Source organism: Phaeobacter sp. HS011 (genome assembly GCF_018101215.1).
GTDB classification, from domain to species: Bacteria; Pseudomonadota; Alphaproteobacteria; order Rhodobacterales; family Rhodobacteraceae; genus Phaeobacter; species Phaeobacter inhibens.
This window is the reverse complement of record NZ_JAGEUF010000006.1, coordinates 101,202-125,511: the sequence shown is the minus strand read 5'-3', so window position 1 is coordinate 125,511 and position 24,310 is coordinate 101,202. Positions and strand designations below refer to the sequence as shown.

General features: G+C 55.5%; 21 protein-coding genes, 1 tRNA gene, 2 pseudogenes and 1 riboswitch. Of the genes and pseudogenes, 11 read left to right on the top strand and 13 right to left on the bottom strand.

Annotation, left to right across the window (positions count from 1 at the left end):
• The first annotated feature begins 76 nt into the window (after positions 1–76).
• On the top strand, positions 77–1,330 hold the full coding sequence (gene trpB, locus J4721_RS13100; protein WP_014879150.1) for a tryptophan synthase subunit beta: 1,254 nt from the start codon (positions 77–79) through the stop codon (positions 1,328–1,330).
• Positions 1,331–1,407: 77 nt separating this feature from the next.
• Here trpB and J4721_RS13095 read toward each other — a convergent pair whose 3' ends face one another.
• The 7 genes from J4721_RS13095 to J4721_RS13065 all read right to left on the bottom strand — a co-directional run bounded on the left by J4721_RS13095 (position 1,408) and on the right by J4721_RS13065 (position 7,471).
• Positions 1,408–1,791, bottom strand: a complete 384-nt coding sequence (locus tag J4721_RS13095; RefSeq protein ID WP_014873588.1) for a DUF2237 family protein — start codon at positions 1,789–1,791, stop codon at positions 1,408–1,410.
• A 9-nt stretch (positions 1,792–1,800) separates the two neighbouring features.
• Entirely contained in the window at positions 1,801–2,964 is a 1,164-nt protein-coding gene (locus J4721_RS13090) for a serine hydrolase (RefSeq protein WP_211002860.1), read from the bottom strand.
• Positions 2,965–3,041: 77 nt separating this feature from the next.
• Entirely contained in the window at positions 3,042–3,800 is a 759-nt protein-coding gene (gene pth / locus J4721_RS13085) for an aminoacyl-tRNA hydrolase (protein ID WP_211002861.1), read from the bottom strand.
• 198 nt (positions 3,801–3,998) lie between these two features.
• The gene (locus J4721_RS13080; RefSeq protein WP_014873591.1) at positions 3,999–4,628 is read right to left on the bottom strand and encodes a 50S ribosomal protein L25/general stress protein Ctc; all 630 of its coding nucleotides are present in this window, start codon (positions 4,626–4,628) and stop codon (positions 3,999–4,001) included.
• Positions 4,629–4,752: 124 nt separating this feature from the next.
• A complete protein-coding gene (locus tag J4721_RS13075) occupies positions 4,753–5,919 on the bottom strand; it encodes an alpha-hydroxy acid oxidase (RefSeq protein ID WP_211002862.1) in 1,167 nt (388 codons plus the stop codon).
• 135 nt (positions 5,920–6,054) lie between these two features.
• The gene (trpA, locus tag J4721_RS13070; protein WP_014879154.1) at positions 6,055–6,846 is read right to left on the bottom strand and encodes a tryptophan synthase subunit alpha; all 792 of its coding nucleotides are present in this window, start codon (positions 6,844–6,846) and stop codon (positions 6,055–6,057) included.
• A gap of 112 nt (positions 6,847–6,958) precedes the next feature.
• Positions 6,959–7,471, bottom strand: a complete 513-nt coding sequence (locus J4721_RS13065) for an acyloxyacyl hydrolase (RefSeq protein WP_014879155.1) — start codon at positions 7,469–7,471, stop codon at positions 6,959–6,961.
• Between the two features lie 296 nt (positions 7,472–7,767).
• Between J4721_RS13065 and ychF the strand changes: the two genes are divergently transcribed.
• Positions 7,768–8,865: a redox-regulated ATPase YchF gene (ychF, locus tag J4721_RS13060; protein ID WP_102857924.1), complete on the top strand. Its 1,098-nt coding sequence runs from the start codon at positions 7,768–7,770 to the stop codon at positions 8,863–8,865.
• A gap of 154 nt (positions 8,866–9,019) precedes the next feature.
• Positions 9,020–9,940, top strand: a complete 921-nt coding sequence (locus J4721_RS13055; protein ID WP_102869481.1) for a nucleoside hydrolase — start codon at positions 9,020–9,022, stop codon at positions 9,938–9,940.
• Between the two features lie 153 nt (positions 9,941–10,093).
• Here J4721_RS13055 and J4721_RS13050 read toward each other — a convergent pair.
• A pseudogene (locus J4721_RS13050) lies at positions 10,094–10,649 on the bottom strand (transposase).
• Between the two features lie 148 nt (positions 10,650–10,797).
• A complete protein-coding gene (locus J4721_RS13045; protein ID WP_247656112.1) occupies positions 10,798–13,626 on the bottom strand; it encodes a DUF2339 domain-containing protein in 2,829 nt (942 codons plus the stop codon).
• Positions 13,627–13,871: 245 nt separating this feature from the next.
• A riboswitch (cobalamin riboswitch) is annotated at positions 13,872–14,072 on the top strand.
• Positions 14,073–14,185: 113 nt separating this feature from the next.
• Here J4721_RS13045 and J4721_RS13040 point away from each other — a divergent pair.
• Complete coding sequence (locus J4721_RS13040; protein ID WP_211002863.1) at positions 14,186–15,424, top strand: aromatic ring-hydroxylating dioxygenase subunit alpha; 1,239 nt, start codon at positions 14,186–14,188, stop codon at positions 15,422–15,424.
• Positions 15,425–15,428: 4 nt separating this feature from the next.
• Positions 15,429–16,514, top strand: a complete 1,086-nt coding sequence (locus tag J4721_RS13035) for a hybrid-cluster NAD(P)-dependent oxidoreductase (RefSeq protein ID WP_102883001.1) — start codon at positions 15,429–15,431, stop codon at positions 16,512–16,514.
• A 69-nt stretch (positions 16,515–16,583) separates the two neighbouring features.
• Here J4721_RS13035 and J4721_RS13030 read toward each other — a convergent pair whose 3' ends face one another.
• Complete coding sequence (locus J4721_RS13030; RefSeq protein WP_158526320.1) at positions 16,584–16,721, bottom strand: hypothetical protein; 138 nt, start codon at positions 16,719–16,721, stop codon at positions 16,584–16,586.
• Positions 16,722–16,883: 162 nt separating this feature from the next.
• On the bottom strand, positions 16,884–17,201 hold the full coding sequence (locus J4721_RS13025; RefSeq protein WP_102883002.1) for a DUF262 domain-containing protein: 318 nt from the start codon (positions 17,199–17,201) through the stop codon (positions 16,884–16,886).
• Between the two features lie 939 nt (positions 17,202–18,140).
• On the opposite strand from J4721_RS13025, the gene J4721_RS13020 reads away from it, so the two are divergent.
• Positions 18,141–18,617, top strand: coding sequence for a hypothetical protein (locus J4721_RS13020; protein WP_102883003.1), 477 nt, complete (start codon positions 18,141–18,143; stop codon positions 18,615–18,617).
• Between the two features lie 382 nt (positions 18,618–18,999).
• On the opposite strand, the pseudogene J4721_RS13015 reads toward J4721_RS13020, so the two are convergent.
• Together J4721_RS13015 and J4721_RS13010 are read right to left on the bottom strand one after the other, a co-directional pair.
• Positions 19,000–19,951 (bottom strand): annotated as a pseudogene (locus J4721_RS13015) (integrase core domain-containing protein); the annotation flags it as partial.
• Positions 19,952–20,478: 527 nt separating this feature from the next.
• The gene (locus J4721_RS13010) at positions 20,479–20,676 is read right to left on the bottom strand and encodes a hypothetical protein (protein WP_027248002.1); all 198 of its coding nucleotides are present in this window, start codon (positions 20,674–20,676) and stop codon (positions 20,479–20,481) included.
• 151 nt (positions 20,677–20,827) lie between these two features.
• Here J4721_RS13010 and J4721_RS13005 point away from each other — a divergent pair.
• From J4721_RS13005 to J4721_RS12985, 5 genes are all read left to right on the top strand, one after another.
• Positions 20,828–20,917: transfer RNA gene (locus tag J4721_RS13005), tRNA-Ser, on the top strand.
• 141 nt (positions 20,918–21,058) lie between these two features.
• Entirely contained in the window at positions 21,059–22,036 is a 978-nt protein-coding gene (locus tag J4721_RS13000) for a bacteriophage abortive infection AbiH family protein (RefSeq protein ID WP_211002864.1), read from the top strand.
• Between the two features lie 2 nt (positions 22,037–22,038).
• Positions 22,039–23,211 (top strand): tyrosine-type recombinase/integrase, encoded by a 1,173-nt coding sequence (locus tag J4721_RS12995; RefSeq protein ID WP_371816069.1) that lies wholly within the window; start codon positions 22,039–22,041, stop codon positions 23,209–23,211.
• Positions 23,183–23,971, top strand: a complete 789-nt coding sequence (locus tag J4721_RS12990; protein WP_211002866.1) for a hypothetical protein — start codon at positions 23,183–23,185, stop codon at positions 23,969–23,971. Before J4721_RS12995 ends, J4721_RS12990 begins: the two co-directional genes overlap by 29 nt.
• 107 nt (positions 23,972–24,078) lie before the next feature.
• Positions 24,079–24,282 carry a MerR family transcriptional regulator gene (locus J4721_RS12985; RefSeq protein ID WP_111368477.1) on the top strand — a complete coding sequence of 68 codons (204 nt, stop codon included), beginning with the start codon at positions 24,079–24,081 and terminating at the stop codon, positions 24,280–24,282.
• The last annotated feature ends 28 nt before the right edge of the window (positions 24,283–24,310 follow it).

Here is a 24,310-nt window from a genome sequence, read left to right as displayed (position 1 = left end):
GAATCCGTCGCACCTCTCTTTACCCGGAGCAGGCCGCGCTATACTCATATCGAGCGCCGCGAAGAAGGAAAGAACCATGGCCGAAGATCTATTCAACAGCTTCATGAACGGTCCCGATGAACAGGGGCGGTTTGGTATTTTCGGAGGGCGGTTCGTCAGCGAGACTCTGATGCCGCTGATCCTCAGCCTGGAAGAGGAATATGATCGTGCCAAGGACGACCCGAGTTTCTGGGCCGAGATGGACGATCTCTGGAAAAACTATGTCGGTCGCCCCAGTCCGCTCTATTTCGCCGAGCGGCTGACTGAGCATCTGGGCGGCGCGAAGATCTATTTAAAACGGGATGAGCTGAACCATACCGGCGCGCATAAGATTAACAATGTGCTGGGACAGATCCTGCTGGCCCGTCGCATGGGCAAGGATCGGATCATTGCGGAAACCGGCGCGGGCCAGCATGGCGTCGCTACTGCCACGGTCTGCGCCAAATTTGGGCTGAAATGCGTGGTCTATATGGGCGCGCATGATGTGCAGCGTCAGGCGCCCAATGTCTTCCGTATGCGCCTTCTGGGTGCCGAAGTCATTCCGGTGACCTCTGGCCGCGGCACGTTGAAGGATGCCATGAACGATGCCCTGCGGGATTGGGTGACCAATGTCCATGACACCTTCTACTGCATCGGCACAGTGGCGGGACCGCATCCCTATCCGGCAATGGTGCGAGATTTTCAGTCGGTGATCGGTAAAGAAGTACGCTGGCAGCTGGCAGAGCAGGAGGGCGAGGGACGTCTGCCGGACACCGTAATCGCAGCAATTGGTGGCGGGTCAAACGCCATGGGCCTGTTCTACCCATTCCTGGACGACAAGTCGGTGAACATCATTGGTGTTGAGGCCGGTGGCAAAGGTGTCGATGAGAAGATGCAGCATTGTGCCTCGCTCACCGGTGGCCGCCCTGGCGTGCTGCATGGCAACCGCACCTACCTATTGCAGGATGATGATGGCCAAATTCTGGAAGGCTTTTCCATCTCTGCCGGGCTCGATTATCCCGGTATCGGTCCCGAGCATGCCTGGTTGAACGATATCGGCCGGGCCGATTATGTCTCCATCACTGACAAGGAAGCGCTGGAGGCGTTCCAGCTATCCTGCGCTATGGAAGGTATCATTCCGGCGCTTGAGCCGAGTCATGCGCTAGCCCATGTGATGAAGATCGCGCCCGACTTGCCTAAGGACCATATCATTGTGATGAACATGTGTGGCCGCGGCGACAAGGATATCTTTACCGTCGCGCGTCACCTCGGCTTTGATATGTCGGACACCGAAGGTCGCGACAGCGACTGATCTTGGCAGAGCGAAGAAAGCGAAAGGCGCCTCGCATAGCAGGTGCCTTTCTTCATTTCTAGTAAGGGCTCCTGACCCTAGGCCACATCACCCGGCAAAGCATGGCTTTCCAGTACGCTGAGCGGCACGATCTCCAGCGCACGTTTATGGGTCGCTGCCAGATTGACCTGCGGCGCGCAGCCCTCGTCAGCGGCCTGCAGGAAACGTCCGGCACAGAGGCACCAGCTGTCCCCGGCTTTCAATCCCGCAAAACCAAATTCAGGTCGCGAGGTGGACAGATCGTTGCCGACATATTTGGAATATGCCAGAAATTCGTCAGTCATGACGGCGCAGACCGTATGGCTGCCTTGATCCTGCGCGCAGGTGTTGCAAAGGCCGTCCCGGAAGAACCCGGTCAAGGGGGTGGTGGAACAGGGGGCCAGTGCTTCCCCGAACACATTTACGCTGTCGTCTTGATCCATGGGTATATCCTACAGTGATTTCGCCAACGCGCGCAGCATTTTGACGTTTTCATCCGCAACACCGGGTTTGCGAAATCCCCGATCAGCGCTGGTGACAACAACGACGACGTCGCGGCCTTGGTTGATATAGATATATTGCCCATAGACCCCTCTGGCCAGAAATTCACCTGGAACGGCGTTCTTCGGGATCCACCATTGAAACCCGTATCCAATCCGACCTGCATCGGTCGGGGCGGATGGGCGGGTCGAGGCGGCGATCCAGGCCTGTGGTACAACCTGTCTGCCGTTGTAGCGGCCGTTTTGGGCGATCATCTGGCCGAAACGCCCGTAGTCGCGTGTGGTTTGATTGATACCGCCGAGAACGAACGCGACGCCTTCGCCGTCAGTCAGGTAGTAACCAGCACGTTCCAGCCCCAAATGCCGCAGTATTTTCTCGGAGAGCAAATCAGGGATAGGACGCCCCGTTGCGCCACGAATAACCATGCCCAGGACATGGGTGTCGATGGATACATACTGCCAGGCCTCGCCCGGTCCTCCGATGGTCTCGTTCAGGTCGGCGGTGAAATCATCCAGCGTTCCACCAAGCGCGAGGGTGCGGCCCATTCGATTGATATCGGAATCGTAATCCAGGTAATCTTCGTTAAACTTCACGCCGCTGGCCATGTTCAGCACATTGCGGATGCTGGCCGTTCCATAGGCGCTGCCCTTCAGCTCTGGCGCATAATCGATGACCAGATCATCGAGTGAGCGGATCTTGTCCTCTCGCAGCAGAACGCCGAGGAGTGCGGAGAGATAGCTTTTTGCCATCGACCAAGAGATCCGCAGGTCATCCGGGCCCGTGCCCTGATAGTAGCTCTCGTGACGGATCTGGCCGCCTTTTAACACCAGCAGGGAGGTCACGTTACGGTGGCTGATCCAGTCTTGCGCGCCGGGGGGGAGGGTCATCTCTACTCCGGCGGGGAGTACGCTCACCGGACCATCGCCGCGATCAAGCGGCGCGGTCAAAAATGCACCTTCCATATTTGAGAAATTGGAAACAATGCGATCTTCGTCAAACAGCGTGTTTACGGCCATCAACCGGCTCAGCGACTCGCGTTGCCAATAGGCGAGAGTCGCAGCAAATATCAGTAAGATAATGAGAAAATACGAAAATAACTTTAAATATCGATGCATAATAATCCTCCTCGGACACGGCTGAGCCTAGTCAGCCGCAGCCCGCGCGCGCAAACAGGACGCAACGGAAACTTTGGTTACTTAAATTTATTTAGAAGACGTTCAATGGCGGACGGCGCGGTTTCATCAGCGCTCTGCACAGCGGACGGCTCTGCGGCAATGGGGGGCGTCTTCTGGGCGTCAGACCTGTCGGGCTGTGCCGCTTTTTTTGAGCTGGGGGCACCGGTGCGCCCTTTGCCTTCAGCGCCTGAACCAGAAGAGCTGCGCGGTGGTGCGACGCGCAGCGCCACGGCATTCATGAATTTCCCGCCATCACCTGCGGCGAGTTGAGCGGCGCCATCGGAAATACCGCGCATCAGGTCGTCGAGCCAGGCTTCATCTGCCTTGGCAAAATCACGCAGCACATAGCCTGCGACAGCGTCCTTATGACCGGGATGGCCAATGCCTAGGCGGACACGGCCATAGTCGGCGCCAATGTGCGAATGGATCGAACGCAACCCGTTGTGACCGGCATGTCCGCCGCCTTGTTTGACCCGGGCTTTGCCCGGTGCCAGGTCCAACTCGTCGTGAAGGACAGTCACATCAGCAGGGGTCAGTTTGTAAAACCGCATCGCCTCGCCAACGGATTGGCCGGATAGGTTCATAAAGGTCTGCGGTTTCAGCAGCAGCACTTTGGTGCGGCCAAGAACGCCTTCGCTGATCTGAGCCTGAAACTTGGACTTCCAGGACGAGAACCCATGGTCGCTGGCGATCTGGTCCAGAGCCATGAAGCCAATATTATGCCGGTTGCCTGCGTATTTCGCACCGGGATTTCCAAGGCCAACAAATAGTTTCATGCACACTTCAACGATGTGTTTGGGATGGGGAACTGTCTTATGGCGCTACATCGCGCGTTTCAGGACAAAAATCCAGACCCTGCATATAATTCTGTGGTGAGCAGGTGGTCGGTGCGACATGCCCTAACTTAAGTGCAGACAAAAAAAGCGAGGCCAATATTGGCCTCGCTCTCACGTTCCGAACCTTTCGGTTGGAGCTTATTCTTCTGCGGCCGCTTCGGCTTCGTCGTCAGACGCTTCGTTGTCTGCGGACTTCAGGCCCGACGGAGCAGAGATGTTGGCAACGACGAAGTCACGGTCGATGGTCGGCTTTGCACCTTCGGGCAGCTTGATAGCCGAGATGGTGACGGTGTCGCCAACGTTCAGACCGGCCAGATCAACAACCAGCTTCTCGGGGATGTCACCGGCGGTCACAACCAGCTCTACCTCGGGACGCACAGCGGTCAGAACGCCGCCACGCTTGATACCGGGCGCTTCTTCTTCGTTGATGAACTCAACAGGAACGAAGAGATTCACTTTCGAGGTGCGACGCAGACGCATCAGGTCGAAGTGCGTAGGCAGGTCTTTGACAACATCACGCTGTACGTCACGGCAGATCACACGCACGTCTTCCTGGCCTTCCACTTTCAGGTTCCACAGCGTGGACTTGAAGCGACCGGCTTTCAGTTTTTTCAGCAGTTCGTTGAAGGGGATCTGGATGGACACGGGATCCGCGTCGCCACCAAATACAACACCAGGAACCATGCCAGCACGACGTGCTGCACGAGCGGCGCCCTTGCCCGACCCCGTACGTTCTTGGCAAACAAGATCAGGAATCTGACCAGCCATGATAATTCTCCAATTTGATAATGGGGGTGCCTCCAAGGCTGTCACCCCGCGTGAAGTCGTGCGCATAGACCGGATTGGCCGATATTGCAAGTCGCAAACCAGACGAGGGCTGATGCGGTGCCGTCTATTTCTGCCAGCGCCCGCCGAAATCTTCCGGTACTAAGAGATTGTGGCGGCCAAGATCTGCAACGGATTTCTCTCCGCATAACGCCATGGTGGTATCCAGTTCCTTGTGCAGGACCTCCAGCGCGCGTGTCACTCCGTGCTGACCCATAGCGCCCAATCCGTAGACAAAGGCGCGTCCGATCATGGTGCCCTTGGCCCCCAGCGCCAGGGCTTTCAATACGTCCTGACCAGAGCGAATACCGCTGTCCAGATGAACTTCAATCTGATCGCCGACAGCATCCATGATTGCAGGCAGCATCTGAATAGAGCTGAGCGCCCCGTCGAGTTGGCGGCCACCATGGTTGGACACTACAATGGCATCGGCCCCGAGCTTGGCGGCCATTTTGGCATCTTCGACGTCCAGAATACCCTTGAGGATGACTTTGCCGTCCCAGAGTTCGATGAGCTTGGCGATTTTGCTCCAATCAAGCGACGGGTCAAACTGTTCCGCCGTCCAGGCGCCAAGAGAGGACGCATCGGAAATCCCCTCCACGTGGCCGACGATGTTGCCGAAGTTGCGCCGTTTGGCGCTCAGCATTTGCAGCCCCCAGGTCCATTTTGTCATCAGGTTGGCAATGGTCTTTGGCGTGAGCTTCGGCGGAGCAGAAAGGCCGTTCTTCAGATCCTTGTGGCGCTGGCCGAGGATCTGCAAATCCAGTGTAATAACCAAAGCAGAGCATCGGGCGTCCTTGGCACGCTGGATCAGGCGGCGCACATAATCGTCGTCCTTCATGGTGTACAACTGAAACCAGAAAGGTTTTGTCGTCGCTTCGGCCACTTCCTCGATCGAGTTGATGGACATCGTCGACAATGTGAAGGGCACGCCAAAGGTTTCCGCCGCGCGCGCGGCTTTGATCTCGCCATCAGCATGTTGCATTCCCGTTAGTCCGACCGGGGCGAGGGCGACGGGCATCGACACGTCCTGCCCAATCATCTGGCTGGCTGTGCTGCGCCCGGCCATATCGACGGCCACCCGCTGGCGCAGGCGGATTTTTTCAAAATCGTTAGTGTTGTCACGAAAGGTCTGCTCGGTCCAGCTACCACTTTCTGCGTAGTCATAGAACATCCGTGGGACCCGGCGTTCGTAGATGCGTTTCAGATCGTTGATATTGGTAATGACCGGCACAGTCTTGTCCTCGCCCTTGGTTGGTAATAATTTTTTACCAATTGAAAGCGAAAAGCGCAATCAATGATCTCGACACAGCAAAAAGGCCGCACCAATCCGGTGCGGCCTTTGCAAAGATCTTTGCCGAATGGTGGCTTAGGCGGAATGCGCACCGTCTGCGAGGGACTTGACGAAGCTAAGGACCTCGCCCACGGGTTTGCCAGCGCCAATCTGGCTGACAATCGCCGAGCCGACCACGGCGCCATCTGCAACGGATGCGATGGCTTGTGATTTCTCGGGTGTATTGATGCCGAAGCCGACGATGACGGGCAGATCTGTCTGTGATTTGATGCGGGCCACTTCGGGACCGACATTTGTGGCTTCTGCTTCAGCGGCGCCGGTGATCCCAGTGATCGACACATAGTAGACAAAGCCTGAGGTGTTCTGCAGCACACGGGGCAGGCGCTTGTCATCGGTGGTCGGGGTGGCCAGCCGGATAAAATTCAGACCGGCCTGTTGCGCAGGCAGACAGAGTTCGCTGTCTTCTTCGGGGGGCAGATCCACAACGATCAGACCGTCGATACCGGCTTCTTTGGCGTCCTTCAAAAAGGTTTCGACGCCCCGGCTGTAGATCGGGTTGTAGTAGCCCATCATCACGATCGGCGTGGTATTGTCTTCTTCGCGGAAGGTGCGGGCCAGATCCAAGGTGCGCTGCAGCGTCATGCCTGCTTCTAGCGCGCGCTGGCCGGCCAACTGGATGGTTGGACCATCGGCCATTGGGTCGGTAAAGGGCAGGCCCAGCTCAATTACGTCCACGCCCGCCGCAGGCAGGCCCTTGACCAGTTCAAGCGAGGTGTCGAAGTCAGGGTCGCCCGCCATGACATAGGCAACGAAGGCCTTTTTGTCTGCGGCTTTCAATTCGGCGAATTTGGCGTCAATGCGGGTCATGATCGGGCCTTTTATATGTGTCGGCCCCGGTGTGCCGAATGTTGCGGCGGAAATCAATCCCGGGCGCCTCATTGTCCGCACAGTGCCGCAGAAGATACCGTTTGGTGACCGATTAACCGTTGAACGGGACGTGCCAGCGTAGCAGCAGGGAATTCACCCCAGGATTGATGTCTGCCGTTGAGGCATTGGATTTATGGGTCAGGGCTAGTGACAGCGATTTGCCAGTCGCAAACTCCTTGCCGACGGCGATGGCGCTGCGGATTTCAAAAGTGGATCCCAAATCGTTCAGTTTCACGCTTTCTGCGTAAGCACCAGGCATGACACTGGTTTCGATAAACCAGCCGCGCTGTAGGTGCCATTTGCCGACCGCGCCGGCACCGATGAACAGATCGCCGGTGGTCTGAACGTCCAGGGCCGCGCCAAAGGATGCATCAAAATTGCCACGCTGCCAGAACGCATCGTGTTGATATTCGATTGACACCAGCGCGCTGTCCTCGGCCCCGTCTCTGGAAAAGCTCGAATAGCCGGCGCCAAAGATCCAGTCTCCGGCCATGGCGGGCAGGGCGTTGGCGAGCATCAGGGCGCAGGCGAGGGGGGCTGCTGTAACGAAGGTGCGTAAAGTCATTTGGTAGTCTCGTGTTGGTCAGCTTGCTGTAAATGATCTGCGAAACCAGGGAAATGTCCACTGTCCAATCGGCCAAATGCATCACGCCCTGTTCAAAGGAACGCGAGTGTCGCCAAATGGTTGCACCTGTCGCTGACATTTTATGTGCTTTGCGTCGACACCGCTGATCTCCGGGGTTGATCGTGCTGCGCAAAGGTACCGGCGGATTGGCGCAGAGTGTCAAGCAGGAGATGCGCGCTTGCGTCACTGCAAAATGCTGCCTAGAAGCACCTCCCAAGTGGTATCAGGAGGCCGGAATGGGCTTTAAAATGGGAATCGTGGGTCTGCCGAACGTCGGCAAGTCGACCCTGTTCAACGCATTGACGAAAACCGCATCGGCGCAGGCGGCGAACTTTCCGTTTTGCACCATCGAACCAAACGTCGGCGAAGTTGGCGTGCCGGACGCCCGGCTGGACAAGCTGGCCGCGATTGCCGGATCCAAACAGATCATTCCGACCCGGATGACTTTTGTTGATATCGCAGGCCTCGTCAAAGGCGCTTCACAAGGTGAAGGCCTGGGCAATCAGTTCCTGGCCAATATCCGTGAAACCGATGCCATTGCCCATGTGCTGCGTTGTTTTGAGGACGGCGACGTGACCCATGTGGATGGCCGCGTCGATCCGGTGGCCGATGCCGAGGTGATCGAGACTGAACTGATGCTCTCCGATCTTGAAAGCATCGAGAAGCGTCGCGCCAATCTGGTGCGCAAGCTGAAGGGAAATGACAAGGAAGCCCAGCAGCAGGATCGTCTTTTGGCGGACGCACAAGCGATGCTGGAGGAGGGGAAACCTGCCCGTTTGGTTGAGGTCGACGCCGAAGATGCCAAGGCCTGGAAAATGTTGCAGCTGCTGACCACCAAGCCGGTGCTTTACGTCTGCAACGTGGGTGAGAGCGAGTCCGTCGAAGGCAATGAATACTCTGCCAAAGTGGCGGAGATGGCGGCAGACCAGGGCAATTCCCATGTAATCATATCCGCTCAGATCGAGGAAGAGATCAGCCAGCTTGAGCCGGAAGAGGCAGAAATGTTTCTTTCTGAAATGGGGCTGGCCGAGGCAGGTCTGGATCGTCTGATCCGTGCGGGCTACGAGCTGTTGCATCTGGAAACCTACTTCACCGTCGGACCTAAGGAGGCCCGCGCGTGGACCATCCGCACGGGGACCGCGGCACCGCAGGCTGCGGGTGTCATCCATGGCGATTTCGAGAAGGGCTTCATCCGCGCCGAAACCATCGCTTATGAAGACTTCATCGCACACAACGGTGAGCAAGGCGCCAAGGAAGCGGGCAAAATGCGCGCCGAAGGCAAGGGCTATGTCGTCAAGGATGGCGATGTGCTGCACTTCCTGTTCAACACCTGATCCTCGCAGAACTCACAGAGCATTTGATGCCCGTCTTCTAGCGAAGGCGGGCATTTTCTTGATAGAGTTGTCGCCTATTACTGAAAGTGGCAGGCTTGAGTTATCGCTAACGAAAATGCTAAACCCCCACGATTAATCAGTCGGAAGGATAAAAATGACAAAGCTGATCATCGACACGGATCCCGGTATCGACGATGCCATGGCGATTTTCTACGCAGCGGCAGCGCCTGACATTGATCTATTGGGGCTCACCACGATCTTTGGCAATGTGACCACCAAAACGGCGACCCGCAACGCGTTGCGTTTGCTGGAAGCTGCTGGTCTGGACCTGCCCGTTGCGCATGGCGCGGAAACTCCATTGGTGCTGCCGCCCTTCACGCCATCGGCCCATGTGCACGGTGCCGAAGGTTTTGGTGATATCCCGGCCAAGACACCCAAGGGACAGGCCCTGGACGAAGACGCGGCTGATTTCCTGATCCGCATGGCGCGTGAACACAAGGGTGAGCTGGTGGTTTGCCCGATTGGTCCCCTGACCAATATCGCCCATGCCATTCAGCGCGATGCTGAGTTCGCCAGGAACGTGAAACGCATTGTCATCATGGGTGGCTCGCTTGAGGAGGGCGGAAATATCACCCCGCATGCCGAGGCCAACATCTATCATGACCCCCATGCCGCTGACGTCGTCTTTGGCTCTGGTGCAAAGGTCGAAATGGTGGGCCTTGATGTGACCCATCGCATCCTGTGCACCAAGGAAGATTTTTCCGCTATCGCGGCGACGTCACCGGAACTGGGCGGTATGCTGCAGGAAATGTCGGTTTTCTATCTGCATTTTTACGAAACCGTTGGAAAATTCGATGGCTGCTCGCTGCACGATCCGGCTGCGGTCATTGCCTGCACCCATCCAGAGTTGTTCACCGCACGTGCAGTGGCGATGGAAGTGTCCTGTGAAGGTGAGACCTCGGGCGAAACCCGCCTTGCCGCTGACAGTGCCCGCTTGCCCATCGATGTCTACATGGGCGTTGATGCAGATGCAGTGAAATCGCTCTTCCTGAAGCGGCTCGCCATCCTGCCGTAAGCCGCGCGAGCGGCCTCCCGCAGGTCTTTGCAAACAGAGTTTTATATCGCCCCGCCGCATGAAATCGCGGCGGGGCGATATTGGTTTTGTACCCTCGGCTGAACGTGTGTTTTTTTCCTGAAAAGCGCATTTTTCCTTTTCCCAAAGGACTTATCATGCGGGCTCTGTGAGTGGTATGCCAAGAGCGGTGTAGCGGTCGAGCACAGCGATCGGGATCTGGAGGTCAGCGACCTGTCGGTCGAAGTCTCGTGCCATGATGCCTTGGTCAACACGTTTGACACAGTCCATCCGCTGACCGGCAGAGCAGTGCGCAGCACTGTCCCGAGAGGGTTGCTTTCTGCGAGGCTTCGACGGTGATAGCCATTCAACTTTCGCCAGAGTGCCCGTCTAGGATATTTGCAGGCCCTCACGGCATCGTTTCGTGCGATGGCTCCTGCCGTAATAGGCTTCCATAATTGGGCATTCTTACGCGGCGGCGGCACAGAGTGCTGAAGTTCGGTGGCTTCCAGTCAAAGCCTGCCAGCCGCAACAAGCTTTCGATGACGCCGCTCGTCTGGCGAAGGGGCATGCCGAATGGTATCTTCATAGTGAGACAAATCTGGATTGCCGCGTCGCTGAACGCGCGCTGACGAGTGCGCTTGCCGGTCGCCGGAGCTTACCATTCCATATCGGGATCAAACCAGATCGATAGCGAACCGCGCTGCCTCAGCGCCGTGTTGTACGAAGGCTAGTTCCTGGTCTTGTACGTCGTAGGTGACCAACTGCCCACTGGTATTGCTACCCCACTGGATTCAAACATGGAATCCCTCACGCCGTTTGTGCAGCAAAGCCATTGCTACCGTAGAACGCCGTAACACTTAGTCGGTTGCGGGTTTGCCCTTGTTCCATTGCGCTTTCATGATGCGGTTAATCCATGCCAACCCGATAAGGACCAGTCCCAGCCCCATAAATGAGAAAACCCGTATTAGCCCAGAAAGTCCGCTCATATCGATCAGGAACACCTTAGCGATTGTCAGCACCACTCCTCCCAAGGCGAATTTTCGCAACAGGTTCGAACGGCGCCAGAACGCAACGGTTAGGATGGCTATCGATGTGACTAACAACGCAAGCGTATATGTATAAAGTTCGGGGTCAGTTATGCCAGGGACCGTCAGATCGTTTCCACGCCATAAACGCCTGATTTCCAAGGCCGTATACCATGCGATCAAGAAGCTGGATGCAGCGGCAAACGTGGCCCTCACCCGGTCGCCAAAATGCGCCACCTTCCATGCTGCCACTGCGAAGATGCCGCTGAGCGGTAGAAACGCTGCAGCAAGTGAATCCAAGATCGGCGGCCCAGAGACTAGTTCATAACTGCTTATGAGTGGGTTTGCGTCCCCGAACAGCGCGATCAGCAAGAACAACGATGCCAGCCCATAGATAGCGGCTAACCCGCCTCGAACGTAAAGGCTGAAGCGGCCGCTGCTCTGCATGCGGTACAGTTGGTTGACCATCGAGGCCGCCCAGACAGTTGCCATCAGTCCGATATCGGGATGACTGCCGCCACCGGGTCCCGAAATCACCCGGACGATCATAACGCTAATAAACACGGCGCCGATCGTAGCAAGGGTGCTTTCTAGAATTAGCGCGACCTTTGGTCTGATATCTCGCGCGAAATACCATGCTCCTATCATCAAAGTCAGCGTGCCAATGTAAGCCATCAGCACTTGAGCAATTGGCGAGTTGGGCACCCAGCTCTGTTCAACCAGTTCAAAGTCAGTAGCCCATGGGACCCCTGGATCGATAACCAGCCTGTAGGTAATGACCGCGGAGCCAACTTGAGCGAAAAGGCCTAGAGCAGGAAGATCAAATTTGCGATCAATGAGCACTGTCAGAAGCACCATTACTGCCAAAGCTAAGGTCAGGGCGCTTTTGGCGAGGAGCAAGAAGAATGCCAGCGCGATCAGCGTCAGTGCGGCGATGGCAAACAGAGCGACCCTCAGAGCGCGCTGCTCGATGTCGCGACCTCGTGCAGTCCGCTCGGCCAACAGAGTCATTAGGGCCGCCATCGCGATAACCGCCAGAGCCCAGGGGTATGCGGTGGTGACGGCAGCGGGTTGCCAGAGGAACTCCAGCACCAGCATCATAGTCGGCGCGTAGACAGCCGCTGCCAAGGCCCAAAAGACCGGAGTATTGTCTCCGGCGTTGCTGGCCCCCTCGACCTGCTGCATACGGAAAAATGCGAGCAAGGAGCCAAACCCACCAATTGTAGTTAAGATCCATACAGTTGAGGGTGCGGAAGTCTCAAGCGGGCGTTGGGCTCCTGCCAAGAACTCGCGGAACAGCGGTCCGAAGGAAATTGCTTCGATCACTGGCACTGCCAGAATCGCCAAACCGGGAAGCAGCGCATGATCGAACAGTGCAGGCGCTTGGCGCATCCAAATCATCGTGGCGATCAAGAGTATCATCAGAGTGGCGATACCAAGATACACCTCTTCCGGTTTTCCTGCATCGAGAACCACCAGCATCGCACTGGCTGACGCAGCACCGGTGACGGCGGCGGATAGACGAGTTGTGAATTCAGGAAACTTCTGCGTTCCATTCACCAAACGGCGCATATCCAGCAAGGAGGAACCGCTATGATGCGGCGTCAGGCTCCGCTCTGGAATAACAATTGCGGCGCCTGCAATCAGCAGTGTTGCAATCAGAAAATGCAGCCCACCCGCATCTGTCAGGAACAGCAGTAAGTTCGCTGATATAGTGGCAAACAGTGCCAGAACGGACACCCATGCCCAGCGTTTAACCGTATCAACCGCCAAGCCAACCATCGCGATCAGTGCGAAGTAGTAGTAGAATAACCATGGGGAGTCGGATTGTCCGCCAACCAGAAAAGGTGCTGCAGTGGCTCCTATTAGCCCAAGTGCGCTGAGCAATGGTCCGTAAAACCATCCTAGTATCATTGCCAGAATTGACACCAAGCAGAGCGCCGCAAAAGTCGAACCAGGATCCAGCAAGCCATACATTGCCCGCGCAGAAATGATACCCGAGAAAAGTGCAATCAGTCCGGCCCCCGCAAGAGCGGACGGAAGGTACTGCACGCTACCCTCGACATCATCCCCAAAGCGGCGGCGGATCACCTCACCACCTGCAATAAGTGCGGTGCCGAATCCGAGAGCCGCCATGACCCTCCAGAAAGGGGTCAGTAATCCGTGTTCGGCGCCGTACTGCACCATAAAGACTCCAGCAAGCGCCAGCGATGCAGCCCCAGCCGTGAGCACCCAGTTCTCGCGCAACCACTGATCGAGCTTTCTGTAGGTGTCTTCTTGAAAGACAAACGCGCGTGGCGTTTCTTGCGGCTGCGCTTCCTGGTTGGCAATTGATATGTTGGGGGAGGGCATATCCGAGCTAACCGTTTCAGTGGTAGATTGGACACTGGTTGTTGCTGGGGATTGCAGCGCCGCTCTAGACGCACCATCCCATGGTTCGACCGCATTTTCTTCGTCCTTGCCGCTCGGCGCAGGGTTAGCAATCTCTTCGACGTTTTTTGCTTCTGTTCTGCCTGGAGCCTTCCCGCTAGCGTGGCTGGCCTCCAAGACAGCCACCCGTGCCTTTAGTCGCGCGTGAGACACCAGTAGATATGGCACTCCAACTACAATCACCAAGCCCAATAGCCCAAGAAGAGGCAGACCGATTTCCAGCATAACCATAACTTTTCTATTTGATATTCCGCACGGTAGGCAGCATCAGAACTGCTGGCAAGCGAAAGTACCCCGCTGTCGTCCTGACACACCAGAGACCCGCACAAAGGGTGCCTTCACGGTTATCGGTCCGAAAGCGGCCAGCTAAATTTTTGCCCGGAGTCTGGGCTGAATGACGCTCCGGTATTTTTGACAGTTCGTCCGTTTTTGGTTTGGTATGTGTCGTTTGCATTCCTGCAAAAACACGCGTCTTGCATAGTTTGTGCGTGTAAGGTGCCGCTGTCGCTTCTTGGCGCGGCGGATAATTGGGAAGTCGGTGAGAATCCGGCACTGCCCCCGCAACGGTAAAGAAGGTGTACTGCGGCAAAAACCACTGGGACGAGGATCCCGGGAAGGTGCTGCAGACCGTCAACCCCTTCTAAGTCCGGAAACCAGCCTTGCGAATATGTCAAACTGCGGGTGGCGGTGGGGGCTGATGTCGGACGTGCTCCTCGTGCGCTTCCGAAGCGGTCTCTTATGTCATCCATCCTAGCGAAACGCCGCGGGGTTGCGGCAAAGAGGGGTGCTTATGCTCCACGACAGCGAGATCTTGGCCAAACTTATGGGCCGCCAAAAAAATTATTCCCTTGAACAAGCGTTCTACAATGATCCCGGTGTATTCGATCTGGATATGCGAGAGGTGTTCTACCGCGAATGGCTATTTGCCATTCCAGCGTGCGAGCTGCCTAAGTCAGGCAGCTTCGTCACCCATCAGGTTGGCGCCTACAACGTGATTATCGTACGCGGTGTCGATGGCCTGGTACGGGCATTCCACAATGCATGCCGCCACCGTGGTTCGGTTGTGTGCAAAGCCAAAAAGGGAAATACCCCCAAGCTGGTCTGCCCCTATCACCAATGGACCTATGAATTGGATGGAACGCTGCTGTGGGCGCGTGATATGGGGCCGGATTTCAACCCCTCGCAACACGGTTTGAAAACGGTTCATTGTCGTGATCTTGAAGGGTTGATCTACATCTGTCTCGCGGATGAAGCGCCGAATTTTGAGGTATTTGCAGATTTGGTGCGCCCCTATTTGGCCCCTCATGATCTTGGAAATGCCAAAGTTGCCTTCGAAAGTTCCATCGTCGAGAACGGCAATTGGAAATTGGTCTGGGAGAACAATCGTGAGTGTTATCACTGTGCGGGAAATCACCCGTCGCTGTGCCGCAGCTATCCCGAAGATCCCGCAGTGACAGGGGTCTCAGAAGACGGTGTCCCGCCTAAGGTACAGGACCATTTTGACCGGATTGAAGCTGTTGGCGTCGCGGCACGATTCCAGCTGGATCAAAATCGCGGGCAGTTTCGCGTCGCGCGCATGCCGTTGTTGGATGGCGCTGTCAGTTTTACCATGGATGGCAAAGCTGCCGTCAGCAAAAATTTAGGCAAAATTCCGTTTGCCGATGCAGGCACGCTTTTGCAATTTCACTATCCGAGCACATGGAATCACTTCCTCCCGGATCATTCTATTGTGTTCTGTATCAATCCAGTCAGTCCGACCGAAACCGAAGTCACCACCAAATGGCTGGTCCACAAGGACGCCGAAGAGGGCGTGGACTATGACCTCAAACGCCTGACTGAGGTCTGGATTGCTACCAACGACGAGGACCGCATTGTGGTGGAAGACAACCAGCAGGGCATCAATTCACCCGTCTATACGCCAGGGCCGTATTCGCCATCGCAGGAAAGTGGTGTCATCCAGTTCGGAGATTGGTATGCAAGCCAGCTGACACGCCGCCTGACCGGGCGTAACCTGATTGCGGCGGAGTGAGAAGATGAATGAACTCAGCCAAAAATCCGCACCGGCCATCTGGTCCGACAGTGAGTTGTTGGAATGCGTGTCAGTTGTTCCGGAAATGCCCAACACGGCAAGTTTCTCCTTTCGTGCACCGTCGGGGGCACTTTTTGCCTATGATCCGGGCCAGTTTCTGACCTTGGAAATTCCGGCGCTGGATCAGCCGGGAGGCATGGTGCATCGGACCTATACAATCTCGTCGTCGCCTTCACGGCCGCGGTCTATCACCATCACCGCCAAAGCCCAGCCAGACAGTATTGGGACACGCTGGATGTTGGACAATCTGAAGCCGGGTATGACGATACGGGCGATCGGCCCGGCCGGGCTGTTCAGCAATGCTGGGAGCCGGGCGCAGAAATACCTGTTTATTTCGGCTGGCTCCGGCATCACGCCAATGATGTCCATGACAACCTGCATGTGGGATGAAGGGGGCAATCTGGACGTGGTGTTCATCAACTGTGCCAGCCGCCCATCCGAGATCATATTCCGCCAACGATTGGAGCAAATGGCCAGCCGCACACCGGGGTTGGATCTGAAATTCGTTGTGGAAGAGCCGGACTCGTACCGCCCTTGGACCGGATATCAGGGCTATTTCAACCAGCTGATGTTGGGCTTGATGGCGCCGGACTATCTCGACCGCGCAGTCTATTGCTGCGGTCCGGAACCTTTCATGCAGGCCGTGCGCGAGGCGCTGACTGGGCTTGGCTTTGACATGGAGAATTACCATCAAGAGAGCTTTGGAGCACCGGTCGAAACTGAAGCCGACGCCCCGGATCTGGATGACGTGGTGCCAGATAGTGCCACAACAGCTGAGCTGCATTTCAGCCTATCTGATGTTACGCATAAATGCACTGAAACTGATACGGTCCTGGGGGCGGCCAAAGCGGCTGGGCTGAACATTCCCTCGGGCTGCACGTTCGGAGTCTGCGGCACGTGCAAGGTCAAGAAAACCGAAGGTGAGGTGCATATGGTGCACAATGGCGGCATTTCAGAGGATGACATCGAAGCGGGGTACATCCTGGCGTGCTGCTCTAACCCCATCGGCAGTGTTTCGGTTGAGATCTAAATGAATATGGGAGGCTCACATTTGGGCCTCCCACCGGCTATCCGTTTTCTAAGCATCAGGAATGCACAGTTAAGCGCCAGTTTTGATGCGTGTGAAGACCTCAATAGCGCTGTCGATGTCATCACACGTCAGTGTGACCAGGCCAAAATCATATGTTGTGAAGGCCTGTTTGAACTTGTCGGCGATGTCGAGGTCGTCATCGGTCAATCCAAGACTGGCGACGAGCCGCTTCTCAACCTCTCAGTTCGATGACAGAATATCCTTGAGCTATACACATTTGTGGGGATTATCTGGCAGCATAGGATTGAGGTTCACATAGATGTCGGCGAAATCGGTGACCTTTTTTACCCCGCGCGGTATCTTCGCGCATCAATACGCAACGAGTAACGAGGTCATTCGCTGCTGCCCGCCGAGGACATATTCGACCTGCCTATCATCAGGCGTGACGGGTAGCGGGAGGTTACCCATGTCTTTCACGTCCCCCATTCGCTGATTGGTCTTCCATAGGATGAAGGTGCCGATTGGCTGACTTTTCACTTTGCTGTCTAGGAGTGCCGCGGTCTTCTCAATGGGCCACGCAGACTCGCGCTGGAACTCCGGAGTATTGATGATGCCCTTCTCGATGTCAGTAATGAAATCGTGATATTTGGGGCGGCCGGGCTTCGGCTGCGGGCGTTGTCTCGTCATCGACAAAATCCTGAAAACCCGAGTTTTGAGATTCTTTAGCGTGGCTTTTCCTTCGCCGCGACCGTTAGCTTTGGTCGCCCGGCAGAGAAGGCCCGGTACGGGGAAGCCGCGCTGCGGCCAATGGCGACCTGCCGAACGGCAGCAAAGGGCCGATCACGCCGTTGGGCCCTTGCTGTCCGCCCCGACTTTGCAAAGGTCGTTTCCTGCGCTCCGATGCCCCTGGTGCAACTCGCAGCATCACCTGAGACAGCTCAGCTCTGCTGAGCGCCCGCTTGAGAGAAAGTGGCCATGGAATTTTGTACCGACAGCATCATTGCCCCCGTCGCCATATCTACGACCGCTTCGGGCTGGGTTGAGCCGATCACAACCTGCCTGGGGCAGGCTGGTGCTGGATTCTCGGTGCTGTACCGCCACATGTCGGCTTCGAGCCCATTTCTACGAATGCTGCGCCGTGTATGAATGTTTGTTTCTATCGCAAGCAGGATGCGTTTCTCCCCGTAAAATGTTGCGAACGGTGGTCTTTGGCTTTCTTTACCGATTGTGAATAGAACATGTCCGGCACGTTCTCGCAGGTTCCATGCAGCACAGTTTCAGCCATTTTTTAAGGCACGGCGGTGACGGCTGGTACGAGATCGCGCAGCGACACGGTCAGCTGAATGGCAGCCGCGTAGAATTGTCGCTCAAATCGACATTTCCTAACTACACAGCTCTCTACGGGCCGATTTCAGCGAACGCCTAGAACAGGTAATTTCCGAAAACGCTCGGATGCTCCTGACCGCGCTGACCCCGCCTGACACGGTGCCAACTGTCTCCGAAGCTGATTTGCGGGATGTGTTAGATGCAAAGGCAGAGGTACTCGACGCATGGGACGCGTGCCTTGAGAGTATTTTCGGCGAATATCAAAACCATCCGTAGCGGTTGCGGCCACTGTGAACAGCCATGGAAGAACCCCTCGTTCGGGCTTTTGCGCGATTGATAAATCAGTTTCGGCAGGAAGCTCTAGAGATTGTGCAATACATCCGACGCTCTCAAGATGATGCCAAGGTGCGTGGCAGCCACGTAGCATATGACAACCGCGTGTTCCGATGGGATGAACCGCCGCAAGGCGGGAACCCCGGCGGAGCACACAATTGCCGTTACTATGCCGAGCCGATTTCTTCTGCCGTGTCGAGCAACCTTGTGCTTGCTGATTTCGCGCCAACAGCAGACAGTTTTCCGAACGGCCATAATACGGTTCGACGTCTAGGCCGTGGTTTGCTTGCGCGCTCGCCCGCAGGTCTGTCAGTATACGCGGCCCTTGAAGCCAGTAACCGTCTTCAAGACTTCACGCGCGGGGCGAACGAGAGGCGTGTCCGTGATGCGGCAAAAATCATGGGCTCTGATTTGGATACTGTTGAAGGTATCTTCGTCGCTTAAGCTTATGCTCTGGCAAAGGAGCCTGCTGAGAATGGTTTCCTGTCGAAGGCCCCGGAACGCGGTGACCGGGCGAGAATTATTGCGGAAGCCATTGGCCTTTATGAAATCTACCAGCCAGGTCTGTTCACGATACCGAACGGCGATGCTGTAGGATGAGCGCGTCGGCTTGCGGCAGACCCTTTGGTTGCCCTTAGGGAAAGCCGACTTACGCCCCTAGGCGGTGAACTGGGTCGAGTTCTTGCCTGAACTGACGGAAGATGAACGCCGTTTGGGGAAACTGCCAGGCTTCACTCCGGAACGGATTGAGCAATGGCTTGAAACGTACTCTATTGAGGAGCTTGGTCTGCCTAACCACACAGGTGCCCCCCCAATGCTCCCTTATTCATAGCGAGAGTTTGTGGGTGTGTTTTTCATATTCGTCGTCTTCGTTTTGGGCAAGCGCGTGCTGCGCGGAGCTCTCAAGTTGCTCAGGCGCTCGACCCGCTTCAGCGGTGTTTGGTTTTCCAGTGGTGAGTGGGGGCTGACGTTGTTGTAACCGTATCGCCAGAGCGCCAGCTTGCGGCGGGCGTCCTCCAAGCTGTCGAACCATTCTTCGTTCAGCAACTCGTCGCATAGGCTGCCGTTGAATGCCTCACTGAAGGCTTTCTGCTGCGGCTTTCCCGGATCGATTTAGTGCCACTCGATATCGTTCTCATCCGCCCATTTCAGGATCGCGCGACTGGTGAACTCGGTGCCGCGCGATCATTGTCCTCGGACCAATGGCGGACAAGGTCGCGCTCGCTGAGAATACTGGCAGGTTTGCTGTAGATCCTAACCAGCGCATCCAATTCACAGGCGACACGCGCACCAGAGATGTTGGTGTCGGCTATGAGGCACCGGTCCTCACGACAGCAATCATCATTCACTGCCAAAATGCGGAGCTTGCACGACGTACCAAACGTGTCTGACAGCAAATCTAGTGACCAGCGCGGGCCAGGCCGTCACGCCATTGGCATCGGTGAGCGTGATCCACGCGCCCGTTTTCGTTCCCTTTGTCGCCTGACGCCCAGCTTTTCTTCTGTGTACAGGCGATACAGCTTTTTGTGATTCATGGTCATGTCTTTGCATTCCAGCATCACACCAATCCGCCGACAACCAAACCGGTGGCGTTTATTGGCAATCGCCTTCATCTCTTTGCCAACTTCAGGATTATCTGGCGGTTTGTCACGCCGGACGGCCTTGGGATCGACACCAACAAGCCTGCATGCCCGATGTTGCTAGGTGTCATGATCCCGTATCGCTTTGCGTGCTGCAGCCCGTCGCATGTTCGGTGTCGTCAGTTCTTTCCCAGCAAGTCCTTCAGGGGCTGAACTCCAGATCCGGATCGCGGTGCTGAACCGCTACACCGCTCTTGGCCTACCCCTCAAAGAGTCCCTAGGATAAGTCCGTCTGGACAAGGGCTTTGTAGCTCAAACCCCGATTTGTGCAACAAAGCCCTTTGTCAGAGCACTGGGACTACGACCCACTTGACCGCACTGCTGCCCTCCTATCTCCAGATCGCGCCTCACCTCTCATCAATGACCGCTTTTCACGCGGCATTGCAGCGGTCACAGGCTGTGTTTCTAGGCCGAAAGGCGGACGTCGCTATTCTGCGCTTCGAAGACATCTGCGCCGTTTGCAGCATTGTACTGGCCAGAGGAGCAAGCCTGAAGGTCCGCTATCGGGAAGTTTGGGCGGATCTTTCGCGTCCGTAACGGAGTGCGCGCTGCGCTTGGTAAAGATGTCTGTTTTGGGCTGATTGGGCAAATAGGAATTGGCCTGAGGAAGGTTGGCACTGTCCAGTCCGAATATGCTGCAACGACGTGAGATCTCACGTGGCCTCTCAGCGAAAACAGCATCCGATCTTGCATGTGGTAGTAGAGCCAAGGTGAAGCGTGATGAGATCACTGCGCTTGCCGATGCCCACCAACGCGGTGTTGAGGATCGCGAGCGCTTCTTCCACAGCAGCGCTCGCCTTGGCAGCTGTCATTACAGCTGGAGCAGAGGGGAATAATTTCAGGCCGGTTGCCGTGAGCATCATGCGAACACGGCTGCATGTGTTCTGCAGGCGAGTTACGTGCAGTTCCGTAAAAATTCCCGAAAAACCGTGGAAATCCCCCTGTTTTTCTGACGCGGCAAAAATTTGAAAAAACGCCTTGTTTCTCTAAGCTCTGGCAAATATACGGGTCAGCGGAGACGTGGCCGAGTGGTCGAAGGCGCTCCCCTGCTAAGGGAGTAGGCCCGGAAGGGTCTCGAGGGTTCGAATCCCTTCGTCTCCGCCACCCACCATTTTCATTGAACGCTATAGAACCGCTTGATAGCGTATAAGTCACTGAACTTATGCGCTCATCTGTATTCGCTGTTCTCATTGGCTTCGTTTCGATTGCGCTCAGTTCTGTTCATTTAGTGGTATGAACTGTGGTATGAAAATGACTGAGCTAGCAATTGTCGGCAACGGATTCGATCTGCATCACGGCTTACAGACCTCTTATGGTTCGTTTGCGCAGTTCGCCAAAGATCATTCTTCTAACGTTTACACCCTGTTGTCCGAACTATTCTTGGCCTCCAGCGAATACATGGGACTTGATCGTCCGTCTCAGACAGACGAGGAAAATTTCGTCTATGACCGGTGGTGTGATTTTGAGAGCTGTCTTGGCCTCCTTGATGATGAGGAATTTGTCCAGTGTTCTCAGGAGGGGGTGTCGGAATACATGCAAGAGCTCGGAATGGAAGAGGATCTTATCGACGAATTCGTGCATAGCATGGCTAGTATACTCGATACGTTCCGCGACTGGGTTTTGAGCATTGATTTGCCAATGTCACACCAAAAAGGTTTCACTTTCGAACCTACGATGGTCTTCGTGAATTTCAATTACACCGAAACGTTGGAAACGTTCTACAAGGTAGATCCTGCCCGCATCTTTTACATTCACGGAAGAAGAGCAAGCCAAGACAGATTGATTGTGGGACATGATACCAGCCCGCCCAGGCCTCAATCGAAGCATGACTTGCCGGACATTCAGTTCAATCCGTTCTATGGGTATTTACGCCTTACCCGGAAGCCTATCGAGGACATCAAACCCAAGCTCCGTGCGTGGTTGGATGCTTTGCCCGACATCGATAGAATTTCGGTGCGCGGCCACTCTCTTGGCTTCGTTGATTTTCCGTATTTTGAGACGATTAACAAATTGTACCCCGGAGCCACATGGAGCTTCAGCTATTTCAACGAGGAAGATCTGGGCAATATTCGGAACGTGATTCAGAGCCTAGACCTAAAATATGCCGCGGTATCGTCCGTCGCCAAGTTATCCGTGTTCGAAGTCAACCCAAGCACTCAAGCTAATGCTCTGCAAGCTCAACGCAGTCTCGCAGATTTGCTTAGATTTGCAGAAGGAAAGTGAGCGTGTACAGCGGAAAACTGACCAAGAATCTCGTCCGGACGCTCGGTCCTGGCAGACATGGCGACGGCCACGGACTGTATCTGGTGGTCGATCCATCCGGCGCACGGCGCTGGATTGTGCGCGTCACAGTGAAGGGACAGCGGAATCGGCAGGGAAAGCCGCTCCGCACCGATTTTGGTCTCGGCGGCGCTGACGTGGTAACCCTCAATGTGGCTCGCGAACGTGCGTTGGAGTATCGCCGTCTTGCCAAACAGGGCCTCAATCCGAAATACCATAGGGATCAGGATGTGCCGTGTTTCGAAGAGGTGGCTCGGCAAGTGCATGTTGAGCGCCTGCCGACTTGGAAGAATCCAAAGCACGGCCAACAGTGGATCAATACACTCGCTGACTATGCCTTTCCAAAAATCGGCCGGATGCCAGTCTCGGACATCGACCAGCCGGAAATTTTGCAAGTGTTGTCCCCAATCTGGACCGAGAAGCACGAAACTGCGCGAAGGGTGGCACAACGGATTAAGGCCGTCCTCGATGTGGCTCGGTCACGCGGTTTCCGCGAGGGAGAGAACCCAGTGACGGTCGTGTTGGATGCCCGGGTGTTGCCTCGCGTGAAGGTCAAGGTCAAACACCACAATGCAATGCGTTGGCAAGATATACCTGCGTTTTACGCGCAGCTCTCACAGCAAAGCGGGATGGCGGCCAAAGCGTTGATGTTCACCTGCTTGACGGGATGCAGAACTAGCGAAGTTCTGAAAGCTGTCTGGAAGGAATTTGACTTCGAAAACCAGATTTGGACGATCCCTGAAGAACGCACAAAAACAGGGGGTGAGCATCGCGTTCCGCTCACAGTCCAGATGCTGGAGATCATCGAGCCGCTGAAGGCGCTTCAGGCTGAGTGTGTTTTTGAAGGTCAACGGCGGCACAAGTCGCTCTCGAACATGTCGATGCTAATGCTGCTGCGACGTATGGAGATCGAGGGGGTGACTGTGCACGGGTTCAGATCAGCGTTTAGGGATTGGGCTGCTGAGGAGAGCAATCACCCGCGCGAGGTGGCGGAAATGAGCTTGGGGCACAAAGTGGGGTCGGAGGTTGAGCGGGCCTATGCACGAAGCGATTTATTGAACAAGCGGCGTGAACTGATGGAGAGTTGGAATGCATATATTCGGTTCGCCGGAGCATGAACGGTTTTATGAGCTGATCGACGAGCTGGATTCCTCGCGAAATGCTACGCTTAGGAGAATGCAATCACCTGAAGACAGACAGCCGCCCAAATGGTGGCCCGAGGAAGGGTATGAACTGGATCGCACGAGCCCCTACTTTCAAGACCATGGCAGGGTATTGAGGGAATTAAATGATTTCCTCGAGGATTTGTACGGAACGGAATTTTGTAGGTTTGAAAAATACAAACTAGCAGCTGCTATGCATGGTCTCTTCGCTCCCAGATTCTCTTTAGGTCGGAATGAGCGAGACCAAGGTCGCCAGACAGAAGTGCTGAGACAATTGGGAAAGGCTCGGCGCGATCTGGCCAAAGCAATTGATGCGCTTAGCTTGTTACCTTATCCGGCGAACCTCCAGGTAAAACCCTTCCTTGATGCACTCATTCAGCAAAGGAGTGTCGAGAAGGTCGAAAGGTTGCAACGGTTCTATCAACATCAAAAAGAGCAGGTGAAGTCTAAAGCAAATGAACGGGCGATAAAGCTGGCCAGGTTTCTGCGGGTGGGATTTGAAAGATACACCGAGATGATTTGTCGAGTTTCGAAAGATGCAGACGGCTATATTTGTTCTGATTTCGCGCTTGGAGTGGAGAGGCTATTCCATCATATCGGGCTAGAAGCCGACGCTTTCGAACCCGCTCGTCAAGCTCTTTCCGATAGTGATGATTTTTCAACTTGGGCTGTCGAGGTATATCTAGAGAACCCGCATGTGGTGATAACTCTGTAGCGGATTTTTTTGCCAGCGCTCAGTTTGGACAGCTTCGACGCATTCCAGCACAATCCGACGCAATCGAACTGTAAAGCGAAGCGGAAACTGGAGGCGACTGAGATTCCATGGAAGTCTTTGACAATAAACGTGTCTACGATGACAGCGATGAAGAGCTGGACCTGATTGCTCCCAAAGCTAAGCGCGCTCAATGGCGCCACCGGCGGGTTGGCCCCGCATGGATAAAGTTCGGCCGTCGAGTCAAATATCTCGGCAGTGATTTGAACGCCTATGTTGAAGATAACCGTGTTTCGCCTGGCGATGTCGCCTAGGTAAGACAAGCAAAAACCCCACAATGGG